This is a genomic window from Flavobacterium sp. FlaQc-48, assembly GCF_044007335.1.
Lineage (GTDB): Bacteria > Bacteroidota > Bacteroidia > Flavobacteriales > Flavobacteriaceae > Flavobacterium.
This window is the reverse complement of record NZ_JBIPCR010000001.1, coordinates 228,579-251,221: the sequence shown is the minus strand read 5'-3', so window position 1 is coordinate 251,221 and position 22,643 is coordinate 228,579. Positions and strand designations below refer to the sequence as shown.

At 36.0% G+C, this 22,643-nt stretch carries 21 protein-coding genes; 11 read left to right on the top strand and 10 right to left on the bottom strand.

The window, feature by feature from the left end:
• The first annotated feature begins 23 nt into the window (after nucleotides 1-23).
• From ACHRWY_RS01025 to ACHRWY_RS01005, 5 genes are all read left to right on the top strand, one after another.
• On the top strand, nucleotides 24-266 hold the full coding sequence (locus ACHRWY_RS01025; RefSeq protein WP_395351659.1) for an acyl carrier protein: 243 nt from the start codon (nucleotides 24-26) through the stop codon (nucleotides 264-266).
• 16 nt (nucleotides 267-282) lie between these two features.
• Nucleotides 283-1,698 (top strand): AMP-binding protein, encoded by a 1,416-nt coding sequence (locus ACHRWY_RS01020; RefSeq protein ID WP_395351658.1) that lies wholly within the window; start codon nucleotides 283-285, stop codon nucleotides 1,696-1,698.
• Between the two features lie 242 nt (nucleotides 1,699-1,940).
• Complete coding sequence (locus ACHRWY_RS01015) at nucleotides 1,941-3,032, top strand: heparan-alpha-glucosaminide N-acetyltransferase domain-containing protein (protein ID WP_395351656.1); 1,092 nt, start codon at nucleotides 1,941-1,943, stop codon at nucleotides 3,030-3,032.
• Nucleotides 3,033-3,140: 108 nt separating this feature from the next.
• Entirely contained in the window at nucleotides 3,141-5,510 is a 2,370-nt protein-coding gene (locus tag ACHRWY_RS01010) for a TonB-dependent receptor domain-containing protein (RefSeq protein WP_395351654.1), read from the top strand.
• A 21-nt stretch (nucleotides 5,511-5,531) separates the two neighbouring features.
• Nucleotides 5,532-6,746 carry a hypothetical protein gene (locus tag ACHRWY_RS01005; RefSeq protein WP_395351652.1) on the top strand — a complete coding sequence of 405 codons (1,215 nt, stop codon included), beginning with the start codon at nucleotides 5,532-5,534 and terminating at the stop codon, nucleotides 6,744-6,746.
• Nucleotides 6,747-7,057: 311 nt separating this feature from the next.
• On the opposite strand, the gene ACHRWY_RS01000 is transcribed toward ACHRWY_RS01005, so the two are convergent.
• The 3 genes from ACHRWY_RS01000 to ACHRWY_RS00990 form a co-directional block, all read right to left on the bottom strand.
• Nucleotides 7,058-7,756 (bottom strand): DUF1826 domain-containing protein, encoded by a 699-nt coding sequence (locus ACHRWY_RS01000; protein WP_395351650.1) that lies wholly within the window; start codon nucleotides 7,754-7,756, stop codon nucleotides 7,058-7,060.
• Nucleotides 7,757-8,127: 371 nt separating this feature from the next.
• Nucleotides 8,128-8,640: a PRC-barrel domain-containing protein gene (locus tag ACHRWY_RS00995; RefSeq protein WP_395351648.1), complete on the bottom strand. Its 513-nt coding sequence runs from the start codon at nucleotides 8,638-8,640 to the stop codon at nucleotides 8,128-8,130.
• Nucleotides 8,641-8,843: 203 nt separating this feature from the next.
• A complete protein-coding gene (locus tag ACHRWY_RS00990) occupies nucleotides 8,844-9,011 on the bottom strand; it encodes a hypothetical protein (RefSeq protein ID WP_395351646.1) in 168 nt (55 codons plus the stop codon).
• A gap of 255 nt (nucleotides 9,012-9,266) precedes the next feature.
• Here ACHRWY_RS00990 and ACHRWY_RS00985 point away from each other — a divergent pair, with 255 nt between their 5' ends.
• The 5 genes from ACHRWY_RS00985 to ACHRWY_RS00965 all read left to right on the top strand — a co-directional run bounded on the left by ACHRWY_RS00985 (nucleotide 9,267) and on the right by ACHRWY_RS00965 (nucleotide 13,922).
• A complete protein-coding gene (locus tag ACHRWY_RS00985; protein WP_395351644.1) occupies nucleotides 9,267-10,415 on the top strand; it encodes a helix-turn-helix domain-containing protein in 1,149 nt (382 codons plus the stop codon).
• Between the two features lie 142 nt (nucleotides 10,416-10,557).
• Nucleotides 10,558-11,451 carry an alpha/beta fold hydrolase gene (locus ACHRWY_RS00980; RefSeq protein ID WP_395351642.1) on the top strand — a complete coding sequence of 298 codons (894 nt, stop codon included), beginning with the start codon at nucleotides 10,558-10,560 and terminating at the stop codon, nucleotides 11,449-11,451.
• Nucleotides 11,452-11,638: 187 nt separating this feature from the next.
• On the top strand, nucleotides 11,639-12,097 hold the full coding sequence (locus tag ACHRWY_RS00975) for a VOC family protein (RefSeq protein ID WP_395351640.1): 459 nt from the start codon (nucleotides 11,639-11,641) through the stop codon (nucleotides 12,095-12,097).
• 334 nt (nucleotides 12,098-12,431) lie between these two features.
• Nucleotides 12,432-13,229, top strand: coding sequence for an alpha/beta fold hydrolase (locus ACHRWY_RS00970; RefSeq protein ID WP_395351638.1), 798 nt, complete (start codon nucleotides 12,432-12,434; stop codon nucleotides 13,227-13,229).
• Between the two features lie 45 nt (nucleotides 13,230-13,274).
• Nucleotides 13,275-13,922, top strand: coding sequence for a hypothetical protein (locus ACHRWY_RS00965; protein WP_395351636.1), 648 nt, complete (start codon nucleotides 13,275-13,277; stop codon nucleotides 13,920-13,922).
• A gap of 17 nt (nucleotides 13,923-13,939) precedes the next feature.
• Here ACHRWY_RS00965 and ACHRWY_RS00960 read toward each other — a convergent pair whose 3' ends face one another.
• The 3 genes from ACHRWY_RS00960 to ACHRWY_RS00950 form a co-directional block, all read right to left on the bottom strand.
• The gene (locus tag ACHRWY_RS00960) at nucleotides 13,940-14,590 is read right to left on the bottom strand and encodes a Crp/Fnr family transcriptional regulator (protein ID WP_395351634.1); all 651 of its coding nucleotides are present in this window, start codon (nucleotides 14,588-14,590) and stop codon (nucleotides 13,940-13,942) included.
• Nucleotides 14,591-14,696: 106 nt separating this feature from the next.
• Nucleotides 14,697-15,254: an NADPH-dependent FMN reductase gene (locus ACHRWY_RS00955; protein ID WP_395351632.1), complete on the bottom strand. Its 558-nt coding sequence runs from the start codon at nucleotides 15,252-15,254 to the stop codon at nucleotides 14,697-14,699.
• 106 nt (nucleotides 15,255-15,360) lie between these two features.
• Nucleotides 15,361-16,473, bottom strand: coding sequence for an NAD(P)-dependent alcohol dehydrogenase (locus ACHRWY_RS00950; protein WP_395351630.1), 1,113 nt, complete (start codon nucleotides 16,471-16,473; stop codon nucleotides 15,361-15,363).
• Between the two features lie 552 nt (nucleotides 16,474-17,025).
• Between ACHRWY_RS00950 and ACHRWY_RS00945 the strand changes: the two genes are divergently transcribed.
• The gene (locus tag ACHRWY_RS00945) at nucleotides 17,026-17,697 is read left to right on the top strand and encodes a YceI family protein (RefSeq protein WP_395351628.1); all 672 of its coding nucleotides are present in this window, start codon (nucleotides 17,026-17,028) and stop codon (nucleotides 17,695-17,697) included.
• Nucleotides 17,698-17,771: 74 nt separating this feature from the next.
• Here ACHRWY_RS00945 and ACHRWY_RS00940 read toward each other — a convergent pair whose 3' ends face one another.
• From ACHRWY_RS00940 to egtB, 4 genes are read right to left on the bottom strand one after another with little or no spacing between them, the layout of a single operon-like run.
• Nucleotides 17,772-18,929: a MalY/PatB family protein gene (locus ACHRWY_RS00940; protein ID WP_395351626.1), complete on the bottom strand. Its 1,158-nt coding sequence runs from the start codon at nucleotides 18,927-18,929 to the stop codon at nucleotides 17,772-17,774.
• 23 nt (nucleotides 18,930-18,952) lie between these two features.
• Complete coding sequence (locus ACHRWY_RS00935; protein WP_395351624.1) at nucleotides 18,953-20,521, bottom strand: ABC transporter permease/substrate-binding protein; 1,569 nt, start codon at nucleotides 20,519-20,521, stop codon at nucleotides 18,953-18,955.
• A complete protein-coding gene (locus ACHRWY_RS00930) occupies nucleotides 20,518-21,441 on the bottom strand; it encodes an ABC transporter ATP-binding protein (RefSeq protein ID WP_395351622.1) in 924 nt (307 codons plus the stop codon). The genes ACHRWY_RS00935 and ACHRWY_RS00930 overlap by 4 nt, the downstream gene beginning before the upstream one ends.
• 16 nt (nucleotides 21,442-21,457) lie before the next feature.
• The gene (egtB, locus tag ACHRWY_RS00925; protein WP_395351620.1) at nucleotides 21,458-22,639 is read right to left on the bottom strand and encodes an ergothioneine biosynthesis protein EgtB; all 1,182 of its coding nucleotides are present in this window, start codon (nucleotides 22,637-22,639) and stop codon (nucleotides 21,458-21,460) included.
• Between the last annotated feature and the right edge of the window lie 4 nt (nucleotides 22,640-22,643).

Genomic DNA, 22,643 nt, shown 5'->3' with positions numbered 1-22,643 from the left:
AAATAAATTAAAACAAGATAATTATGAGCACAACACAAGAATTACATCAGGTATTTGCAACTGCGTTTGAAATACCTGTAGAATCAATTACACCGGATTTAGAATATCAGGGTATTGTCGAATGGGATTCGATGAGCCACCTGCTTTTGGTTGATGAACTGGAGCGATTTTATAATGTTGCAATTCCTATGGAAGATATTCTGGAGATGGGAAGTGTCGATAAAATAAAAGAAATACTGAAGAAAAACGGTGTAGAAATCCAATAATTCAAAAGAAGAAAGTATGGAACTTTATGATTTAATTCAAAAAAATAAAAAATTAAATTTTATAGATGCAAAAACCAAAGTTGTTAAAACGTTTAGCGAATTACATGAATCTTTAGATATTGAAGATTTACGTGCAGTTGTTTTCATTTATAACGACAATCAGCTGCCGGCAATTGAAACGTTTTTGAATTTTTATCAAAAAAAGTACACGGTAGCTTTGCTTAATTCGGGTTTACATCCTGCTTTTAAACAAAACCTGGAAGATCAATACAGGCCTGCTTATATCTTCGATCCGGCAAGGACCGAAGTTGAAGGCTATGATTTAAAGCAGGCATCCAAAGACATTTCAGTGTTTAAAAGAAGAGAAATTCACCTCTACCCTATTCACGGGGATATTAAGCTTTTAATGAGTACATCAGGAACCACCGGGTCACCTAAATTTGTTAAGATTTCAGATCAAAACCTGGTTCAGAATGCCTTATCTATCATGGAGTACATGCCAATAACGGAACACGATGTTGTTCCGTTAAATGTGCCTGTTAACTTTGTGTATGGTTTTTCTATTTTTACTACAAATTGCATAAAAGCAAACACCATTGTCTGCACTGACAGAGATGTACTTCAAAAAGAATTCTGGTCAGATCTTGCCCATTATGGCTATTCTACGCTCAGTGGCGTTCCTTATTTTTATGAGTTGCTGCACCGCTTTGGTTTCTTTAAAAAAGACACTCCTTCTTTACGTTATTTGACCCATACGGGAGGAATGATGAATAAAGAGCTGGCAAATGTCATCTCCCATTATACCCATATCTATAACAAGCAGTTTTTTGCCCAATACGGACAAACCGAAGCCAGCGGCAGAATGGCTGTTTTACCGCCAAAAGATTTTCAGGCCAAAGGAACATCTATAGGGTTTCCTGTAAAAAACGGAAGGTTTGAAATTGATGAAAGCACAGGAGAACTTATTTTTTACGGACCCAATGTTTCCGGAGGTTATGCCAACAACATCTTTGATTTACAGGACTATAACCATACTGATAAGCTTTATACCGGTGATCTGGCAGAAAAGGATGAATTGGGCTACTATCATATTAAGGGACGCATTAAACGTATTATAAAATTATTTGGAGTCCGCTTAAACCTTGATGAGGTTGAGATTTTACTGAAAAATGAATTAGGGGGACAAACCTTTATCTGTATAAGTGTTCAGGATAAATATCTTGGAGTCATACATCAGGATGAATCTTTATCGCGTGAAACAATCACTCAGGTAATAAAAGAAAAACTGGGACTACATGCCAGTTCCATAAAAAACTATTATTTCGATCAGGTGCCCCTGACTGTTAACGGCAAAGTAGATTATCCTGCTATAAACAGGCATATCAATGAAAACGAAAATTCATTTGCAGCCGCAAAAACAGTTGCAGGGTAATACAATTATATTTAAAATGTGTAAAAATTAAACGCGGATAAAACAGATTTGCTTTCGCAAAAACGCGGATAAAAACGGATTTTATGTATTGAATTAAAAAAATCCGTGAAAATCAGCGTCTTCATGATAACAAATCCGTCTAATCCGTGTCATAATATATAATTTTTGAATTACACCCAACAAGTAATTATTTAATAAAAAATTTAGGTCTTGAAAGCCTAAGATCACAAAAAAATAAAACTATGGAACAGCAAAGTAAAAGAATTCCAGCACTGGATCTTATAAAAGGAATGAGTGTTATAGGAATGATAATCATACATACACTGCTGACATTTGCAGATGTCAAATCGCAGTCGGAAACATTTATTGGTAGTTTCATTGTTTTTCTGGGCAGAGGAACTTCTATTTTTCTAATCTGCATGGGAATAACATTTATGACCTCTCGTCATCAAAGCCTTAAAAGTGCTCTAACGCGCGGTGGACTGCTTTTAGCAGCTGCCCTTTTAATGAATTTTCTTAAGTTCATTTTTCCTGTAATTTTTGGTTTTGCACCGGATAATTTTATACAAAGATATGGTTGGCACGGGCCCATAGAACAGCAGTATATGTATCTGATGTTATTGGGCGATATTCTACAATTAGCAGGAATGTCTTTACTGTTCGTTGGCTTTATTAGAAAATATGTTACCAATAAATATGGAATCTTAGCCATAGGCATATTGGTAGCCTTAGTTTCCAGGGAAGTCAGCGGCATCAATATAGATTATCCTGTAATTAATTATGTGTTGGACCTTATTTTCAGTAATGATTATCCGGCCTACGTTTATTTTCCTGTTTTTCCGTGGATGTCTTTTATTATCATTGGGATGTTTTTTGGTAAATGGTATCAGGAACTTAATTATGACAGGCCCCAATTGTTTAAAAACATGTTGTATACCGGCTTTTTGTTGCTTGCTCTGGGTGCACCTCTGGTTTTTATCTACGGAACTTACAATTACAATGGTTTTTACCATATGGGACCGGGCGGAGTTCTTTATTTCGCAGGCTGGACCTTAATTTTTCTATGGATTATTTTTAAAATATCCATAAATACCAAAGAAAACAAATTTATTAAACTTCTAAAATATTGCAGTAAGAACCTGACATCTATGTACATGACACAATGGATTCTCATTTCCTGGGGCAAAGGCATCTTCGGTTTTAGGGAGAATGGCATAACCACTGTACTTGCACTTATAGTACTTTATATTATACTGACTTTTTCTGTTCAGATCCTTTTAGATTTCCTGCGAAAAAAGAACCAAAGATCAAAAGTTATAGAAGCTGTTAATTAAAATTTAAATATTTTTTTATTCTATTAAGTTATTATTATTAGATAATTTCATACTTTTGAATTTTTATTTATTCTAAATAAGAATAGTATTTAATTCTAAGTATATTTCATGAAGCTCAAAATAGTATTGCTCTTTCTATTCTCGTCGACATTTTTAATGGCACAAAACAAAATTTCCGGTACAGTAAATGATGAACAGGGAAACCCTTTAAGCGGGGTTAACATTCAGCTTTTAGGTACCCAAATAAATGTAACAACTACTACCGGTGGATTTTATCAGATCGAGAATGTAGCAAATGGCAGCTATACAATTGAAGCAGGTTTAGATGGGTATATCTCAAAGAAGCAAACTATTGTGGTAGAAAGTTCTCTAAATACTTCGTTTACTATAACGTTAGAAAAGGCTCATACTACATCAAAAGATGCTGAAAAATTAAATGATGTAGTGGTAAAAGGTGTATCTGAAAAAAGAAAAAAGGAAGAAACAGCACAAGCGGTTTCCGTAATAGAAATGCGGGAAGCTAAGTTTAAAACTGCAGATTTAGGCGAAGTACTTGCCCAGACACAAGGTATAAATGTTAGACGTACCGGCGGTTTAGGTTCCAGGACAAATTTTTCAATGAATGGACTGACAGGAAATCAAATCCGGTTTTTCCTAGAGGGGATTCCTTTGGAATATCACGGCTATACTTTCGGAATTTCAACAGTTCCCGTTAACTTAATTGATCGTGTTGAGGTTTATAAAGGAGTCGTTCCTATCGAATTTGGAGCAGATGCCCTTGGTGGTGCTGTTAATTTAATCACTCCAAAAATAAAATCCGGATTCAGCGGTTCTTTTTCTGCCCAGGCGGGATCTTTTGGAACCTACAGAACATCGTTAATACTTAGTAGTTATAATAAAAAGACTGGATTTTTTATAAAAGGAAACGGATTTTACGATACTTCCCAAAACAACTATAAAGTAGATGTTGATGTTGCAGATGATGCCGGTAAAATAAAAAAAGTAACAGTGCCTCGATTTCATGATGCCTACAAAGGCTACGGATTGCAGATCATTACAGGTGTAAAAGACAGAATCTGGGCAAAGGAACTAAGCATCGAAGGATTTTATACCGATTACACAAAAGAAATCCAGCACAATCAATTAATGGTTGGAGTTCCCTACGGAGAAGTGATGACGTATCGAAAATCGGCCGGATCTGTCCTTACCTATCGTAATGATTTTGGTAATAATGTTCAGTTGGATATTGTTTCGGGATATAATTACAGGGAACGTCAATTTAAAGATGTATCAGATTATGTCTATAATTGGTATGGTGAGCGTATTGAAGGTTCTGCAGGAAATGTGAGCGGGGAGATTTCAGAATCTACCGGTCCAAGTGATACTTACACCTGGAACAATGATGTTTTTTCACGTCTGAAAGCGTCATGGAAAATCAATAATCAATATGCCCTGAGTTTTACTTCAGCACCAACCTACTCCAAACAAACCGGAGATGACAGACTTATTACCGGCTATGATCCTGCCAGTGCTGTAAGAGAATTGTTTACATGGGTGAATGGTGCAGACTTTAAAATAAATGCATTTAATGAAAAATTAGAGAATCTGTTTTTTATTAAAAACTATTTACAAAAAATCAATTCTGAGGAGAGGATACCCTCTAATAATAGCGTAATAAAAGAAGACAGAAGCGTAAACTATTTTGGTTTTGGAAATGGATTCCGCTTTAAATTTAATGAACAATTTGCTGCAAGATTAACGTATGAGTATGCTACCCGACTGCCTCAGACAGACGAGTTGTTCGGAGACGGCCAATTTGTACAAGGCAATCTGAATTTAAAACCAGAACGCAGTCATAACGTCAATTTTGAGTTGTTTTTCAAGTCTAAAGAAAATTATGAAACAAGCAACTGGCAGGTTCAAACCAATGTTTTTTTAAGAAAGATAGACAATCAGATCTTATTTGTTCCAAGTCTGGACCGCAATAATATGTATCAGAATGTATTTGCAGCCACTTCTAAAGGAATTGAAGTTGCCGGCAGCTGGACTTCTAAAAATGACAAACTTTCATTTCACGCCAACAGTACTTACCAACACTTTTACAATGACTCAAACGAAGGGATATTTGCCGCTTATAAAGGCGACAGAGTACCTAACCAGCCTTATTTTTTTGCTAACGGAGGCGCTAATTATTCTTTTCATAACTTAATTGGCAAGGCCGATAAATTATCCCTTTTTCTTGATGCAAGGTATGTATATGAATTTTTTAGAAGCTGGGAAAGTGCTTCTGTTAATCCTTTTGTTATCCCAAGTCAGCAGACTTTTGATTTTGGCACTACTTATCATAATAGTATAAACAGTTTCAGATATGCCATAACAGCAGAAATCCAAAATTTAAGCAATGAAAAAAATTATGACTTTTTTGGTGTACAAAAACCGGGAAGATCATTTAATATCAAATTAGTAACGCAATTTTAATTAATTATATAACCAATCCATATGAAAACAAATCGATTTTTTATAAAACATGCTGCTCTAGCCATAATGTGTTCGGTATTCGCATTAACATCATGCAGTTCAGATGATTCCAAAACAGATGAAGGTCAGGGTGATAATCCTGCCGTTATTGCATCAGTTCGTGTAAATACTCCCGGAGGCAGGGTTTTTTATTTAGGAGCATACGATAAATTCCCTTCCACTCTTGATTATAAAACGATGACAGAGATTGGTCCGGGCGCTACAATATATTCCTATGGAGAACATCCTTATGTCTGGAATGGTACAGCTTCGACTTTAACTAAATACAATGTAAGTAACGAAATGAAAATTTCAGCCGCAGATGCTTTAAGCCTTGCGGGAACTGGTGTTAGCGGTACTTTTGGCCCTCCTGCTTTTGTGTCTGAAACAGAAGCTTATTTTTTCGCCTTAAATGATGGAAAAATTATTAAGTTCAATCCAACAACTATGACTATAACAGAAACGATAGCCGTAACTCCATTGCCGTTAAGTAATGATGCTGCTGTTAAGACATCTACTTATATGAGTTATGTTACTTCTGCAAAAAAAATCATTTTACCGGTGGCAGCAACTCCTACCGATTTTAATAAGTTTCCACAATATGCTCAAATTGCAGTTTTTGATATAGCAACAAAAGTGGTTTCTTATGTTAAAGATTCCCGTATGTCAATGGGCTACGATACGTTTGCTAAAGGAAATGATGGTACTTTGTACTACAGACCTTCACGCGCTACATCTCTTTCATTAGATTACAGCACTGTAACGGGTGCTCCTCCAGCAGGCGGGCTACTAAAGGTAAACCCTAACGGAACATTTGATCCTAACTTTTTTGTAGACTTAAAAGCCCCCCTAAATGCACATTCAGTCAATGTGGTAGCTTATGTTCATGGAGATAAAGCGCTTGCTCAGTATCTGGACAATACATTTACTCCGCCGGCAAAACCAGCTGATTGGTACAATGCTCCGACAAAATTTGCTCTTGTAGATTTAAAAACATTAAAGGTTGAGCCTTTTACTTCTTTTGAAAAATATGGTACCGTTTATTCTGTCGGTACAATTGATGGTGTCGAATATTATGGTAATATCACTGCTCCTGATGGTAAATTCAGCCTTTTGAAGCAAAAAGGACCTGCCGATTTTGAAGCAATTTCTGAAGCGATTGGCGGTAGTTTAATATTTGTTGGAAAATTAAGATAGTAAATACATTCATTTTTTTATAATCTAATGATTTTCTAAATATATAATTCGAACTTAAGTACGTACCACTTAAGAAGAAGAATCTGTCCTAAAGGGCAGATTCTTTTTTTTAAATCATAAATATATTTACAAAACTGTATTTTAATACCTTGTAATTAAACTCCCGATTACTAATCCCTAAAAAGAAAATAAAAAAACTGAACTAAATTTTAAAGGACAAATTACCCCTGAACAGTAATTAAAATGCTTAAAAATGAAGGTTTTCAGGGATTTAAAAAGCTTTCCTTAACTGCATTGTCCCCACAATTTCCTTAACAAATCAACAACAACCGATATTCCCCTTGTTTTTCTATTGGTGCTCTGTGAATACAAGGCAGCACTTGTTGTTTTGGATGATCTACGGCCAGCCGCCAAAGATGCCCTAACCCTAAATTAACAGGTGCTGCATCAGCATGTACCTGATAATGCAAATCAAAATAATTTTCCTCCAGAAAGTTTTCGAATCCTTCATCTGGTCCGTCATACAGCTCTTTTAGCCTGGCCCTGATTTCCGGAATCTGGATTTTTTGCTCTGCCTGCGCATTAGCAATAATATCACTTGCGGCTCCGTGATAAGTACATAAAAAAGTATCTGTTGCAATGGGCGAACGGTCTACATGAAACGAATACACATCAGTCGATATGAAATCAAATTCATCATCACGTTCGTAACACTTCAGTAAATTAAGAGCCGGAGAAGCTCCAAAATCAGTTAATAATTGTAAATCATTTAAGATGATTTCCCTTGCTATACTCCCCTTTTCCGATAGTTGGAGCGCGATTAGATCTTCAGGGTAAACTTCGGTTATATTTTCTTCTAAAGATAACTTGGCAACAATATCATTAAAATCGCCATCCAAATTTCTGAACCAGCATAGTGCATTCATTTCTCCCCTGAAATCAGTATGTACAAGCTCAGAGAAAGTAGCTACCAATCCTATTTGGCTGCTGTCAGAAAATGTATTGTTCATAGTATAATAGTAAGAAGCTAGTTACTTCATGCCTTACAAAATTATGTAATAGTAGTCAGTTGCCGCATTTTTATCGCTATAAACTTTTAGAGTTATCCTTTTTTTGGTCCAAAAACACAACGCTATACTTCTTTAAAATCTCACTACTTAAATATTAATGGGTTTAAAATAAAGGTAAGGGAGTCTTTTTGTCCACACTATTTTAGGATATTAATATTCCAAAAAACAAAAGAGTCGTCAATCTTAAGTAAACAAATTTAATCAGGGCTAAAATCAAAAAAAAGATCAGCCATTGCTAAATGTTTGATCTTTTTTCTTGATTTTCATTTTATAAAATGTCAGCTTCTGCATTAAAATATCTGATAAAAATACTATTTGTCATCAAATTCCCTGCGGTTGTAAAAAGAGTCATCATCGCTATAATACACAGAGTCAGGATCATTTTCGGGATAATAGGACTTCATTACTCTTCTTTCATATTCCCTGTTAAAATTGTGCTGCCTGTTATATCTGCTGGTGTTTCTAAATGTATCATATCCTATACTGTTAGCCATAACAATTTTGGTATCTTTATTAATACTGACTGATCCAATTGGTATGATAACATGGCTGTCTCCGTCTTTATAGATAAACTCCTTTCCATTATCGTTTGCTATAACATCGTGCACCTCATTACGGCTATCCTCAATTAATGTTTTATCTGCTTTCACATCCAGATATACAACGCGCTTCATATCTTTGTTAACCCAAAGATTATCAATTGTACCTATCGTACGGTTGTCAGCGTCTACTATTTTCCATCCTCGTACATCAGAATAGTTTGAAGCAATTTTATAATCAGAAAGTTCGTCCAGTCTGTATAAATTTCTATCTTTATTTTCCATAAATTATTTTTTAGTATTAAAAATTATTTTCCCCTCGTCCGGCTGCAGGAATTTTTTCTTTTAAGTCTGATCTTCCTTCTTGCAGCAAAAAAATTCAGAAAAACTTCTTGATCCACCTATGTTAACACAATGTTTTTGTTTATGTTAACCCATTTCTATAGGTAGCAAAAGGAGTTATTTTCGTTTCTCTGTATCGTTACTGGTTAGTTTGTCGTATTGTCTGTACTGGTAGTATTTTCAATTTCAACGCTTCTTCCACTTTGTGCCTCGTTATCTCTCAAAAAGATATAGTATATAATTGCTGAGATCAACAGGACTACTACAATCCATGGCCATATTGCCTTCTTTTTCTCAATTTTAATTTCTGCCATAACTTTATTTTTTTTTGATTATATAATAGTTTTTAATGTCCTATTAAAGATACAAATGAGAGGAGTTTAAGAAGTATTTAATTTCAGCAGGATGTTACACAATTCCCAGTAGATCTAAATGGGCTTTTTTAGGTGTTTTTCTATTAGTAGCCGATGAGCTGCAAAAAGTTTATAGTAGGATCAGCTCTATATTTCTGTGTATATTTAGTAATTTTATTATTTCAAAACTTATACAAGCTTAAAAAACTGCTTTTAATGGATCAACTACTTAGCTTCTTTGTTGCTGGAACAACTTTATTACTGGCATTTTTAATCTTCGCAAATAGTAATCAGATCAACACCAGAGGCAATCTATGGCTGGGTTCTTTTATTTTGTGTGTTTTTCTTATTCAGTTTAACGACCTGTTAGAAAAAACCGAGTTTATGAAAACAAGAATGCTCATTAATGATTTTCTGGGGATAACCGATTTTATAGTAGCTCCTGTTTTTTATTTCAGTGTAATTTATTTTATTCAACCCAATAGAAAATGGCAGCTAAAAGATACTTATCATTTTGCTTTTGCTTTTGTAATATTAGTACTGCTTTTTCTTTCGGTAATGATTGAGGTAAAACAACCAACAGCTACAGATAAAAAAAATGCTGCTATAATACTTACCGTTTTTGATCTTCTTTTTTGTGTTCAGGTTGTTACGTATTGCATTTTAGCGTATAAAAAAATTACTTCCTATCAAAAGAATTTGTTTTTGTACACTTCAAATACTGCTGTAATTAACTTAAAATGGTTACAGAAAGTGGTTATTTGTGTATTGTTTATCACAGCGTTATGGTTGATTGACAATGTTTTTAAATTAGCAAAAAACAATGCTTTATTTGACCATTTTGCGAGTCTGATTTATCTTGCCGGATTTTTTTCGATTGCGTACTATTCTTTAAAACAAAAAGAAATTTCAGAAATTAGTCCACAAGAAAAAAAAGAAATCGATATCATGATAACAGAGGATTTCAGCACAGAAAATAATCAGAAAAAACTAATCTCTGATATTGATTTACAAGAAATGAAAGCGGTTTTAACGGATATGATGAAAAATAAAAAACCTTTTTTGGATGCTGAATTGAGCTTATTCAAATTGGCTTCACAACTGGATATTTCATCTCATCAACTTTCTTATATTATCAATAAAGGTTTTGACGAAAATTTCTATCAATTTATCAATCAGTACCGAATCGAAGAAGCAAAAAGAATGATCCGGGATCCGAACATGCAGCATTTAAGTTTAATTGGAATTGCATTTGAAGTTGGCTTCAATTCTAAAACCGTTTTTAATACTACTTTTAAAAAAAGAACCAATCAGACTCCATCCGAATTTAAAAAAGCAAATCTCGCTTTAATATCAATTCATTAATGTTATTTTGATTTTTCGCAATATGAAGCTTGTAACTTATAGTGTATTGTAAAAGACGTTCTGATTCATAAATCAGAACTTTTAAGTGGTAAATGATACTAATATTTGTAGAGAATTTACTTTTTAAAACTGAAACAATACCATGACCTTAAAAAAAGAAACACAAAAATTAAAGCGAAACAAAATCATTAAAACTCACTTGCGATGCGTTTTTATAGCCATTACTTTTACCATTTTTTCTATCTCTTGTTCAGACGATGATAGAAATCGCAGTACGGAATATCCCGGAACTCCAGTAGATCTGGGGACACATCAATTAATGGCATACACGGTATCAAAAAAATCAAAATATTTGGTTGTTTTTGAATCAGGTCACGGCAATGACCATACATCATGGTATAGTACCGGAAAATCCTCCGAAATCTTATCTATATCTAATTTTCTGGATTCTGATGTTTTATTATATGACAGAGCCGGTTATGGAAAATCAGGTTTTAATACTGAGCCCAGAAATATTAATAAGCTAAGAAGTGAACTTGAAACAGTAGTGAATCAATTTGCAAATGGCAGAAAACTAGTTCTGGCAGGACATTCATTAGGGGGCCTGATTATTAGAGATTATGCGATAAAAAATCCGGAGAAAGTGGCCGGCTTATTATTTGTTGACCCTTCGCACGAAAAGTATAATAATCTTTCGCAAGAACAGATCAATACTTTTTATACTAATTATAAAACTATTTATGGAGCAAATTCCGGCATAGCACTGGAAACACTACAATTAATTGAAGATTTTAAATATATGGCAACATTGCCTAATTTGCCAGACGTTCCGGTCGTTGTACTAACCAGTATGAAAACTGATGCTGAAAATAATGCGGCTTCAAAACAACAATGGTATAATGCCCACGAATTCCTTAAGGCCGGGGTAACTGATTTTACGCATATTTCAACAGTAAAATCCGGGCATTTTATTCAGCTTGACGAACCTCAGCTTGTCTTGAACAATATTAATTTTATATTGTCAAAACTTCCATAAGAATACTATTTTCAGAATACTTAAAATTCTTATTTTTCAAGGGTTTTTCTCTTAGACAATGCATTACTTATATTATTTTTCATAAAAAATACTATTATATTTGTTTGTCTGTTTTTCTTAATTGACAACTTAACTGCCTTTCGGAAATCAGTAAAGGCATAGTAATCTAACCTCAACTATATACAGCATGCAACTTAAATTTAGTCATATCGATATTTTGGTAAAAGACCTTGAAACAGCTTGCAGCTATTATTCAAAAATACTTGGGGCTGAAATTTCAAAAAAATTTACTTGGGAGAGAGATGATCTACACGTTATCTATGCCGTTGTTAAAATTGGTAAAGAAAGATTTATGCTGGTTCAGCCATTTTCCGGAAATCTCAAAAACCTTCTGGATAGTAAAGGCGAAGGAACCATTTACCGTCATTGTTATTCAACTCCTGATATTGAAGCTATATTTGACGAATTACTAGCCTCGGGTGTACAACCTGAAGATGAAAATGGAAATGCTTTATCAAAAGAAAAGCTTAATTCGCCTAGTGGAATCAGAATTATCTGGCTCCCAAAACGTTTTGGAGAATTCTCTATTGAAATACTGGAAGAAGCAGGACTTCAAGAATTTATCGATGATGCATTTCAAAGCTAACAGGAAGCGTCTGCAGAATATGTAAAAGATGATGTTCAAATTGTATTTTTATCAATAGCAATAACTTTAATTCGAACTATCTCTGTGAATGCTCCGGCATACTGAATGTAAAAGGCTGCTACAGGCATAAATTCATAACCATAGTCTATCTGCATAATTACTAAAAAACAAACAACCCTTAAACTAGTTTAAGTATTTTTATTAAAGTAGGTTATTCCCCATAGGTTCTTACACCACTAAATTTGCAGGGTAATAAATTAATTTTATGAAAAATTTACTTTTATCCGCAATACTAATTTTCTCTGCGGCACTCTATCCACAGCAGACAAAACCGATGAGGTATGCGCTTCAGGCGATCACTCCGCCCCAAAACACAATTCCATACGGAAACAATACAGCAGCAGGGCATTACATAACGTCTGATGATGCAAAAATCTATTATGAAATCTATGGCACGGGCGATCCCGTTTTGGTATTGCATGGAGGTATATTTGGTTCTGCTTTCGAGATGTACCCTTTTATAGACAGTCTAAAAACTAATCATCAGGTAATTGCTATCTCCACAAGAGGGCACGGGAAATCAGAATTGGGAAATCAGCCTCACACCTATCAGCTGAAAGCCAGAGATGCCGTCACTATATTAAATGCAGTAACAAAAGACAGTGCTACCGTAATCGGTTTTAGCGATGGAGGTTATACCGGTTATATGCTTGCAAGCCTTTATCCGTCAAAAGTCAAAAAATTAGTAGTTATAGGGGCTGGTGAAAGGCACCCGGGAGACCAGCCTAATGGCATTACGGTTAAACAGGCCTTAGAACTGGATAAGCCTTTTTGGGATCAGCAGCTGGCTTTGATGCCCGAGCCAAAAAGACTCTCTGAGCTCTTTACAAACGTTCAGGAAGAGTTCAACAACAAACTGGTGGCGGACCAAAAACTATTTAGCACGATTAAATGCCCTGTGCTTGTAATGGTTGGCGATCATGATCATTTTATTTCGGTTGAACATGCGGACCATGCTGCTAAATTTATTCTAAAGGGCCAGCTGAGTGTTATTCCCGGTGCCGGTCATGGTGCCTTTCTGGAAAAGTGGCCTGTCGCCTGGCCTGCTGTATGCCATTTTTTACAACAATAATTAAGAATCTAAATAAAAGTGATGAGATATTTTTTAAAATATACTGTGCTGACGCTACTTTTTGGCCCATGCCTGTTGGCACAAAAGATTAAACTTAATGATAATAACCTCACCCCGGTCGGGATTTACCTTTCCCGGAGTAAAGTAAACGGAAGCAAAGCGGTACGGGTAGTTAAAGATTCAACTATAATTCCAGATGATGAAGCTACTTATGCCAGAATCAATAATTTTGAATTTAGTCAGGGGGTTATTGAAGTAAAAGTATGGAGTAAAATTCTAAAAAATGCCCCTTCCCATGCACGAGGCTTTATAGGGGTCGCATTTCATATTAATGACGATAATTCTAAGTTTGAAGCCATCTACATAAGACCAGCAAATTCCATGGCGGATGACCAGCTTCGCAGAAACCGCTCTACACAATATTTTGCCTATCCTGATTTTAAATTTACTGATAGCAGGAAAATTGCTCCGGGAGTTTATGAATCCTATGAGGATATGGAACTCAACAAATGGATAAAGATTAAAATTATAGTTAAAGGGCAACAGGCTAAACTATATTTAGACGGACGCAAAGCACCTTCTTTGATCGTAAATGATCTTAAGCTGGGCAAGGATGCCAAGGGTGCCATTGGACTTTTTGTAGACATTGGCACTGAGGGATTTTTTAAAGATCTCGTTATTACCAAAGAATAACTGGGGAAATATAAATACTAAGTCACGATTTTTTTCCTGATTTTACTCAGAAACTCAGGTGTAATACCTAAGTAAGAAGCAATTTGTGTATTGGGTATCCTATTAACCAGTGCAGGATATTCGCTGGTAAAGCTAATGTAGCGTTCTTCTGCTGTAGAACTGATATTCTGCAAAATTCGATTTTGAAAATTGATGTACTTGCGCTCTGTAATTATCCTGAAATTGCGGTCGAATTTATGGTAATGGATAAATAAATACAAAAGGTCGTCATGCTGGATCTGCAGGACAACCGAAGGCTCAATCGCCTCTATATGCATACGGCTTGGTTCCTCAGAATAAAAACTGTGCAGGTCGCTTATCCATTCATTTTCAGCAGCAAACTGCAGGTTGTGTTCTTTACCGGCAGGATCTACAGCAAACATTTTAAAACAGCCTGAGACAATAAAGAAATAATGGCGACATACATCCCCTTCCTGCAGGATATATCCTTTACGCCTGATATTTCTTTGCGAAAAAAGTCTGACAACCTCTTCACGTTCTTTTTTATCAAGGGCAAAATATCCATTAAAGAATTGAATTAACTGCTCCACAGGGGATTCTTTATCGGCTAATGCTGTAGTAGTATCCATAATATGCTTTAAGTAGTAAAAGTAAGGAATGTGAGCCATAATAAAAAGTTTTAGATGTTTCATCTCAAGATGAACTTAATGCTTTTATTACGGCTCACATTCCTTTAGGATGCTTCTGCTCTAATAAACTATGTGATAGTGAAGGCTATTTTTCATTTTGATTAAACCATGCGATGTAAGCGTCAACAGCTTTTTTAATAAAGTCTTTTGTGGGGCCTTCTTTAATAGTTCCGCTTTCATTAAAAAGTTCATTAACCTTGGCAAGGTAAACTTCCGGCTGCTGCATCACGGGAATGTTCAAAAATACAAGGCTTTGTCTTAAATGGTGGTTGGCACCAAAACCTCCAACTGCCCCTGGAGAATTACTGAATATGGCTCCCGGCTTACCATCCCAGACACTTTTACCGTAAGGACGTGATCCAACGTCGAGTGCGTTTTTAAGTACAGCCGGTACAGATCTGTTATATTCAGGTGTAATAAAAATAAAGCCGCCAAGCTCCTTTACTTCCTTTCTAAATGTTGTATAGGCCGGCGGAACTTCATTATGATCGTCAAAGTCCTGATTATAAACAGGCAGGTCAGCCAGACTTATTATTTTAAAATCAAATCCTTCGGGTGCCATAGCTACTATAGCTTTTGCCAATTTTTTTGAAAACGATTCTTTACGCAGGCTTCCTGCGATTATACCAATTATCTTGCTCATAATTTTGTTTTTTATAATTAACTTATCGGCAATATGCTGTTCAACAGTCTGTTTGCTTATGTAATTTACAAAAAAATTGCCGGTTACCCGGCAATATCTTAACTATTTATGCTTTATAATCCCCTATTAAAAGAACGGATTTAATAGTTCTTCCTTTTTCTGAATCTTCAACTGCCTGGTTGATGTCTTCAAAAGCATATGTTTTAATTAACTTATCAAAAGGAAATTGACCATGCTGGTACATTTTTATCAGTTTAGGAATAAACTCCTGAGGTACACTGTCGCCCTGGTTCACAAATTTAATTTTAAACCCTTTGGTCAAAAATATATTGGTCTCCAGTTCCAAAGGTTTTGTAGCAACACCAATTATGGCAATTTCGCCTACAGGAGCCAAAACAGCCAGCGAATTATTAATTACCTCGTTACGACCTGTTGTGTCTACAGCATACTGAACACCATTAGGCAATATCTCCCTAATGCGTTCCTGAACATTTTCTTTAAGGCTGTTTATGGTATGTGTAGCACCCAGTTCTTTCGAAAATTCTAATCGCTCGTCATTAATATCTACGGCAATAATTGTGGTTGCAGAGCTTGCTTTTGCAGCCATAACTGCCGAAAGCCCAACTGCACCTGTACCTGATACCACCACTGAACTGCCTACTTTAACCTTTAAGGTGTTGATTATGGCCCCGGATCCTGTTTGTATCCCACATCCCAAAGGCCCTAAAATTTCTAAAGGTGCATCTTTAGGCACTGCTATCACATTATTTTTATGAGCAATAGAATAAGTTGCAAAAGAAGACTGTGAAAAGAAATTGTCATTAATAGGTTGGTGATTATGGTCGTGATGGCTGTGGGTTCCATCTACACGTGCACCCGAAAAATTTCTTTGAAAAAATTCATAACAATACGCCGGTGTCCCGCTGCGGCATATTTCGCATTCTCCACAATAACCATAGGTAAGTACTACGTGGTCACCCACTTTTAGATGGTGCACATCTTCTCCAATTTTTTCTATAATACCTGCACCTTCATGCCCCAGTATAACGGGGAAATTTGGAGACCCCATGATAAAATCACGTGCTACCATATCTGTATGACAGATACCCGTTGCTACAATTTTAACTAATACTTCTTCAGAACCCGGTTCATCAAGAAGAACTTTACTTAGCTTAAAATCACTGCCTTTTTCACCAACTATTGCTGCTGTAATTTCCATAAATTTAAATTTTTAAAGTTTTTAAATCTGGTATGTTTAGTACTACCAAAACTATTTTAACTCAACTAATAAGTAGAAAGATGCCATGCTTCTAAAAAGAAGAACTGTATGTTTACAAGAACAGCATCTAATTAAACAATCATAAGGCTGAGAAAAAAACCTTATAATCCTCCTGTCAAAGTTCTTTATAATCACAAACATATACCCTTAAACTATATTAAGAAATACCCTTAATTTAGTTTAAGTACTACAATTAAACTCAAATAATAGAAGTCTAAATAGTAAATCCAGATCTGTAAAATAACGAGGAACAATTAAAGTAAACCCACACGCAGAATTAAAATTTAACGACTGCTTTAAAATTTACTATAAGCCATCAAAAGAGTATTTTACATTTTTTGACCCGGAAGTTATCAAAATTGGAATACTACTGTAGTTTTTTCCTTAAATTATCACTAAATTTCCGATTAGTATAACCCGGTCTTTTTTTAATAAATGAACTTTGCATTAAAATAAGACGTAGTCATTAACAATTTTTTAAAACGTAAACGAATGAAAAAATTTAGTGTATTAACATTGGTCGCTGTTACTTTATTTATAACGGCATGTAAAAAATCATCAGGCGAAACCACAACAGGCGAAGAAAAGCAGGTTGCCGAAAAAAAGGGAGAAGTATTAGCCGTAAAGCTGGAAACCTCTAAAGTAGACTGGAAAGCATTTCATAAAGGAGGTTTTGCACCTCGTTGGGGAACTCTTGCTATTCAGTCAGGTGAAGTATCAGTTGAAGCTAATGAACTTACAGCAGGTGATTTCGTAATCGATATGAAGTCTATTAAAGTAGATCCTGCATCTGTAACTGAAAAAGACAAAAAATATTCAGAATTAGAAGCTCACTTAAAAAGTGCTGATTTTTTTGATGTTGAAAAAAATCCAACTGCTGCCTTTAAAATTACCAGCGTTACAAACTTAGCTACTCCGGTAAAAGATGCGGTAGAAGGCGCTAATAAAACAGTAAGCGGTAATCTTACGCTTAAAGGCAAAGCGGTGAATGTTACTTTCCCTGCAAAAGTTACGGTAGCAGGCGGAACTGCCACAATACAAGCTAAATTTACTGTTAACCGTACAGACTGGGATATTAAATTTGGAGCATCTGAAGCTGATCCTGCAGAATGGATGATCAGTAAAGATATCGAGATTGGTATTAATGTTACGGCAGGAAAATAATAAGTAAATCGTAATTACTATACTAAAAAAGGCAGTCTAAAACATTGGGCTGCCTTTTTTGATTTTATGACTGATTAAGACAATCCTTTTAAAAGCCTTTCAAGTCCATCTTTTAAAAGAAATTTTGGCGTTGCAATATTAATTCGCAGAAATCCCTCTCCCGAAGATCCATACATGGTGCCGGAATTAATCCAAAGCTTTTGCTCTTCAAGAAGTATATGCGATAATTCATCTGCCGATTTTCCCCATGCTGTGCAATCCAGCCAAACCAAATAAGTGGCTTCTAAACGGGTAACTTTAACTTGAGGTAGATTTAAGTTTATAAATTCTGTTAGAAAAAGATAATTATCATGTAGATATTCTTTTAAAGCATCCAACCATTGTTCTGATTCTTCGTAAGCTGCTATAAGCGCTGTGATGCCAAATATATTGAGTAATTCTATTCCCATCAACTGAAACGAGGACTGAATGGCTTTGCGGAATTGCTCGTTTTGTGTGAAAAAATAACCAACCTGTAATCCTGCTAAATTAAAACTTTTTGTTGGCGAACTCAGCGTAACAGAATGAAGACTGTATTTTTCTCCCAATGAAGCAAAAGGAATGTGATTGTGTCCCTTAAAAACCAAATCGGCATGAATTTCATCTGAAATAATTACGACATTATGCTGTAAACAAATATCGCCAAGGGCTTGTAATTCTTCTTTTTTCCAGACTCTGCCCACAGGATTGTGCGGATTACTAATCATCAGAAGCTTTACTTTGGGATCTGCGGCTTTTTGTGCCAAATCTTCAAAATCAATAGTATATTCACCATTGTTGTAAAGTAAATTATTCTCGATGGCAATTCGTCCGCTATTTTCAATACTGCTGTAGAAATGATTGTAAACAGGTGCTTGTATTATGACTTCATCGCCAATTTTCGATAATGATTGTATGCCGGCCGATAATGCCGGTATAACTCCGGAAACAGGTACGAGCCATTCTTTTTCAAGGGTAAAACCATATCTTTTTTTCCACCATTTTATTATCGCAGCATAAAATGCTTCGGGTATTGCCGTATAACCAAAAATACCATGATCTACTCTTTTCTGTAAAGCCTTTAAAATTTCCGGTGCCGATTTAAAATCCATGTCAGCAATCCACATGGGGAGTACTTCTCCAAACGGACCGTCATCCCATTTAATAGAACCGCTATCGCTGCGTGATATTATCTCATCAAAATTATATTTCATGATACGAAGTTTTAGTTTGAAACTTAGTCTTTAGCGCAATATTCTGTCAGTTGCGAAATTGTTCTAATGTGCAATTGCTTCGCCTGAGTTCTGCGCATCATCAACGCATAAGCATTATTAAACCCAATAGGTTTGAGCCATTGCAATTGATATTGTTTCTGAAATTCTCTCTGAACATACTCATAGGTTTTTCTGCTGTCTTTCGAGACCTCTTTAATTGTTTGTTCTGAAGGTTTTAGCAAGACTAATAATCCTGTTCCGGTATATTCCGGATAAAGATCAATGCCGTCATTCATTAGAGCATCAAAACATATTTTTGTTCCGCCAAGTCCGGTTTTAGTTTCCACTTTATAATTGGTATTTCCTTCAATGAGCATTTGGTACATTTCGGCCAAAATATATTGTTCGCCAAAAATCTTTGAACCAATTCTTATGGTTTCGCCATTTCCCTGATTGGCTTTTTTATATAAACCCTGACTCACCAAAAAATCTTTCGCCACTTTTTCCGGAGTCTGGTTTAAAAGTTCAGTCTTATAATTAAGATCTGTCATAATACTGTCGTTGATTTTCCCTGCCAGAAGATTCAGGGTTTCTTCGAGTCCGGGAAATTTTTTCAGTGTCTGGGTTTTGATGATCGGAGCGGCGTAATAAGGCGGAAATATGGTTTTATCATCTTCTAAAACTACCAAATCAAAGGCTTTAATTCTTCCATCGGTAGAATAACCACTGATTAAATCCAATTTTCCCTGATATGCCGCTTCGTACATAACAGCATCTGAAACCACCAGCGGATTCAGTTTTAATCCATATACAGATCGAAGTCCCAAATCACCATCCTGACGTCCCATAAATTCCGGTGTAAATCCGGCAATTATTTTACGTTCAGCTTTAGCCGAAAATATAAAATAAAGACCTGTTACCACTACAATAGCACAAATAATATAAAAGGCCCTTCGCAGATTTTTTAAGGTCGATTTTTGAAGATAACCAATAATGAAATCCAACAAGACAGCCAGTACTGCCGCCGGAATTGCTCCTGCCAAAATCATATTGGTATTGTTTAGCGAGATTCCGCCAAAAATAAATTCGCCCAATCCGCCCGCCGCCACAAAAGAGGCAAGAGTAGCAACGCCAACGTTGATTACGGCAGCAGTTCGAATACCGGCTATAATCACCGGCATCGCCAATGGAAATTCAACTTTAAACAAACGCTGGGTTTTATTCATTCCAAGTGCCGTTGCTGCTTCAATAACTACGGGATCTACTCCTGTAATTCCGGTATAAGTGTTTCGTATAATGGGAAGTAAGGCATAAATGAGCAATGCAATGATTGCGGGCGTGGCACCAATACCAAAAAGCGGAATCATAAAACCCAAAAGCGCAATACTGGGAACAGTTTGTAATATTCCCGCTGTTCCTAATACCGAAGCAGCTAACCTACGTCTTCGGGAAATTAAAACACCTAACGGGATTCCAACTACAATTGCCAGAAGCAATGATAAAAAAGTAAGTCCCAGATGCTGCCCGATTTGTACCAACAGCTTTTCCTGCTGTGACATCATAAATTGCCAAAGGCTTTGCTGTTGTGTCATACCGTTTGGAGTTTTCTGTAGTGATTAAAAGCCTGCAAAAGTTCTTCGTAGTCTTCATTATAAACATTGTCAGCGCTAAAAACCTGAAGGGTTTCCCAGATATTAGCATCACTAGTAAGTTGTTCCTGTGCTTTTGCTGATAATGGTTTTGCCAGAAAAGATGCTACCAATTTTACGGAAGCGATTTTATATTCGAGCATTAATCGATTACCCGCAAAGAAATCTTTTACAAAATTATTTGCGGGATGATATAATATTTCTGCCGGAGAACCGATCTGAATAATTTTTCCTTTATCCATCAAACAAATACGATGTCCGATTTCAAAGGCTTCTATTATATCGTGGGTTACTAAAATGGTTGTTTTGTTTTTGAGTTCATCCAGGTTCTTAAACTCATTGTGAATCGCCGACTTTGTAATGGTATCCAAAGCACCAAAAGGTTCGTCCATTAAAAGAACAGGAGTATCCGCAATAAGCGCCCGGGCGATACCAATGCGCTGTTGTTGTCCTCCGCTAAGTTCATGAGGAAAAACCTTTAACAGGTCTTCCGTAAGATGGAGTTTTTCTAAAAGTTCTAAAGTTCTTTTTGCTGTCTTTTGCTTATCCCATTTGAGCAGATTGGGTACAATGGCAATATTCTGCGCCACGGTATAATGCGGAAAAAGTCCCGCATGCTGCATGACAAAACCAATGTTTTTGCGAAGTTCCTCTGGTTGTTGATCCCTTATATTTTTGCCGTCAATAAAGATATTGCCACTATCGGGTTCAATAAGGCGATTGATCATTTTTAGCGTAGTTGTTTTACCACAGCCACTTGTGCCTAATAGTACCAGAATTTCTTTATCATTGGCTTCAAATGAAATTGAATCTACTGCTTTATTCGAACCAAAACTTTTGGAAACTCCTTCTATACTAATCATATATTATCCTGATAAATTATTTTGCCAGACGAATGCCCATAAATTGCCATTGATGACGCGGATGAAAAAAGTTGCGATAAGTAGCACGGCTATGGCCTTTCGGTGTTGCCACCGAAGCGCCTCGTAAAACCATCTGACTAACCATAAACTTACCATTGTACTCTCCTATTGCTCCCGGCGCCTTTTTAAATCCCGGATAAGGCAAGTAAGCACTGTCTGTCCATTCCCAGCGTTGTCCCCAGTTTAAATTTGGTGAAGCAATCTCCCACTCTGCTTCGGTTGGCAAACGCATTCCTTTCCAGGAGGCAAATGCTGAAGCTTCGTAAAAATTAATATGGCAAACGGGTTCGTTAAGATCTATTTCTTTTAAACCGGCAAAGGTATAATTCATCCATTTTTGATCGATATAATGCCAGTATAAAGGTGATTTTGCATTGTTTTCTTTTACCCATTCCCAACCTTCGGAATGCCAGTATTTAAAATTGGTATATCCTCCGTCAGCAATAAATTCGAGATATTGGGCATTGGTCACGGGATATCTGGCGATCTCAAAATTTTCCAGATATACCTTATGACGCCCCAATTCATTATCAAAACAAAAATCTTCTCCCTGATATCCAACTTCATAAACACCGGATTCTACCTGTAAAAATTCATTGTTTTGAATGATTTTCTGATCGAAAATTGTATCAGTACTATAAACCGGAAAAAGCGGATTATGCCCTAATATATATTTGATATCGCTGTACAGTAATTCCTGATGCTGCTGCTCGTGATTCAATCCGAGTTCGAGCAATTCAGTTAATTCAAAAGAAAGGATATTATTTTGCAGAAAAGCTTCCATCTGCCGGTCTACATAAGCACGATAACGATACACATCGGTAACCGAAGGCCGGCTTAAATTACCGCGGTCTGTGCGTACCACGCGGGCGCCAACACTTTCATAATAACTGTTGAAAACGAAGTCATATTGGTCATTGAAAACTTTGTAATCCTTATAATTTGGTTTCAGGATAAAAGTTTCAAAAAACCAGGTGGTATGCCCCAAATGCCATTTGGGCGGACTAACATCGACAATGGGCTGCACCACATAATCCTCTATTTCTAAAGGCTTGCAGATATGTTCAGAATGCAGTCTGATGGTATTGTATTTGTCAATTATATATTGGTTGCGAATTGCTGAGGCTTTTACTTGCATATTA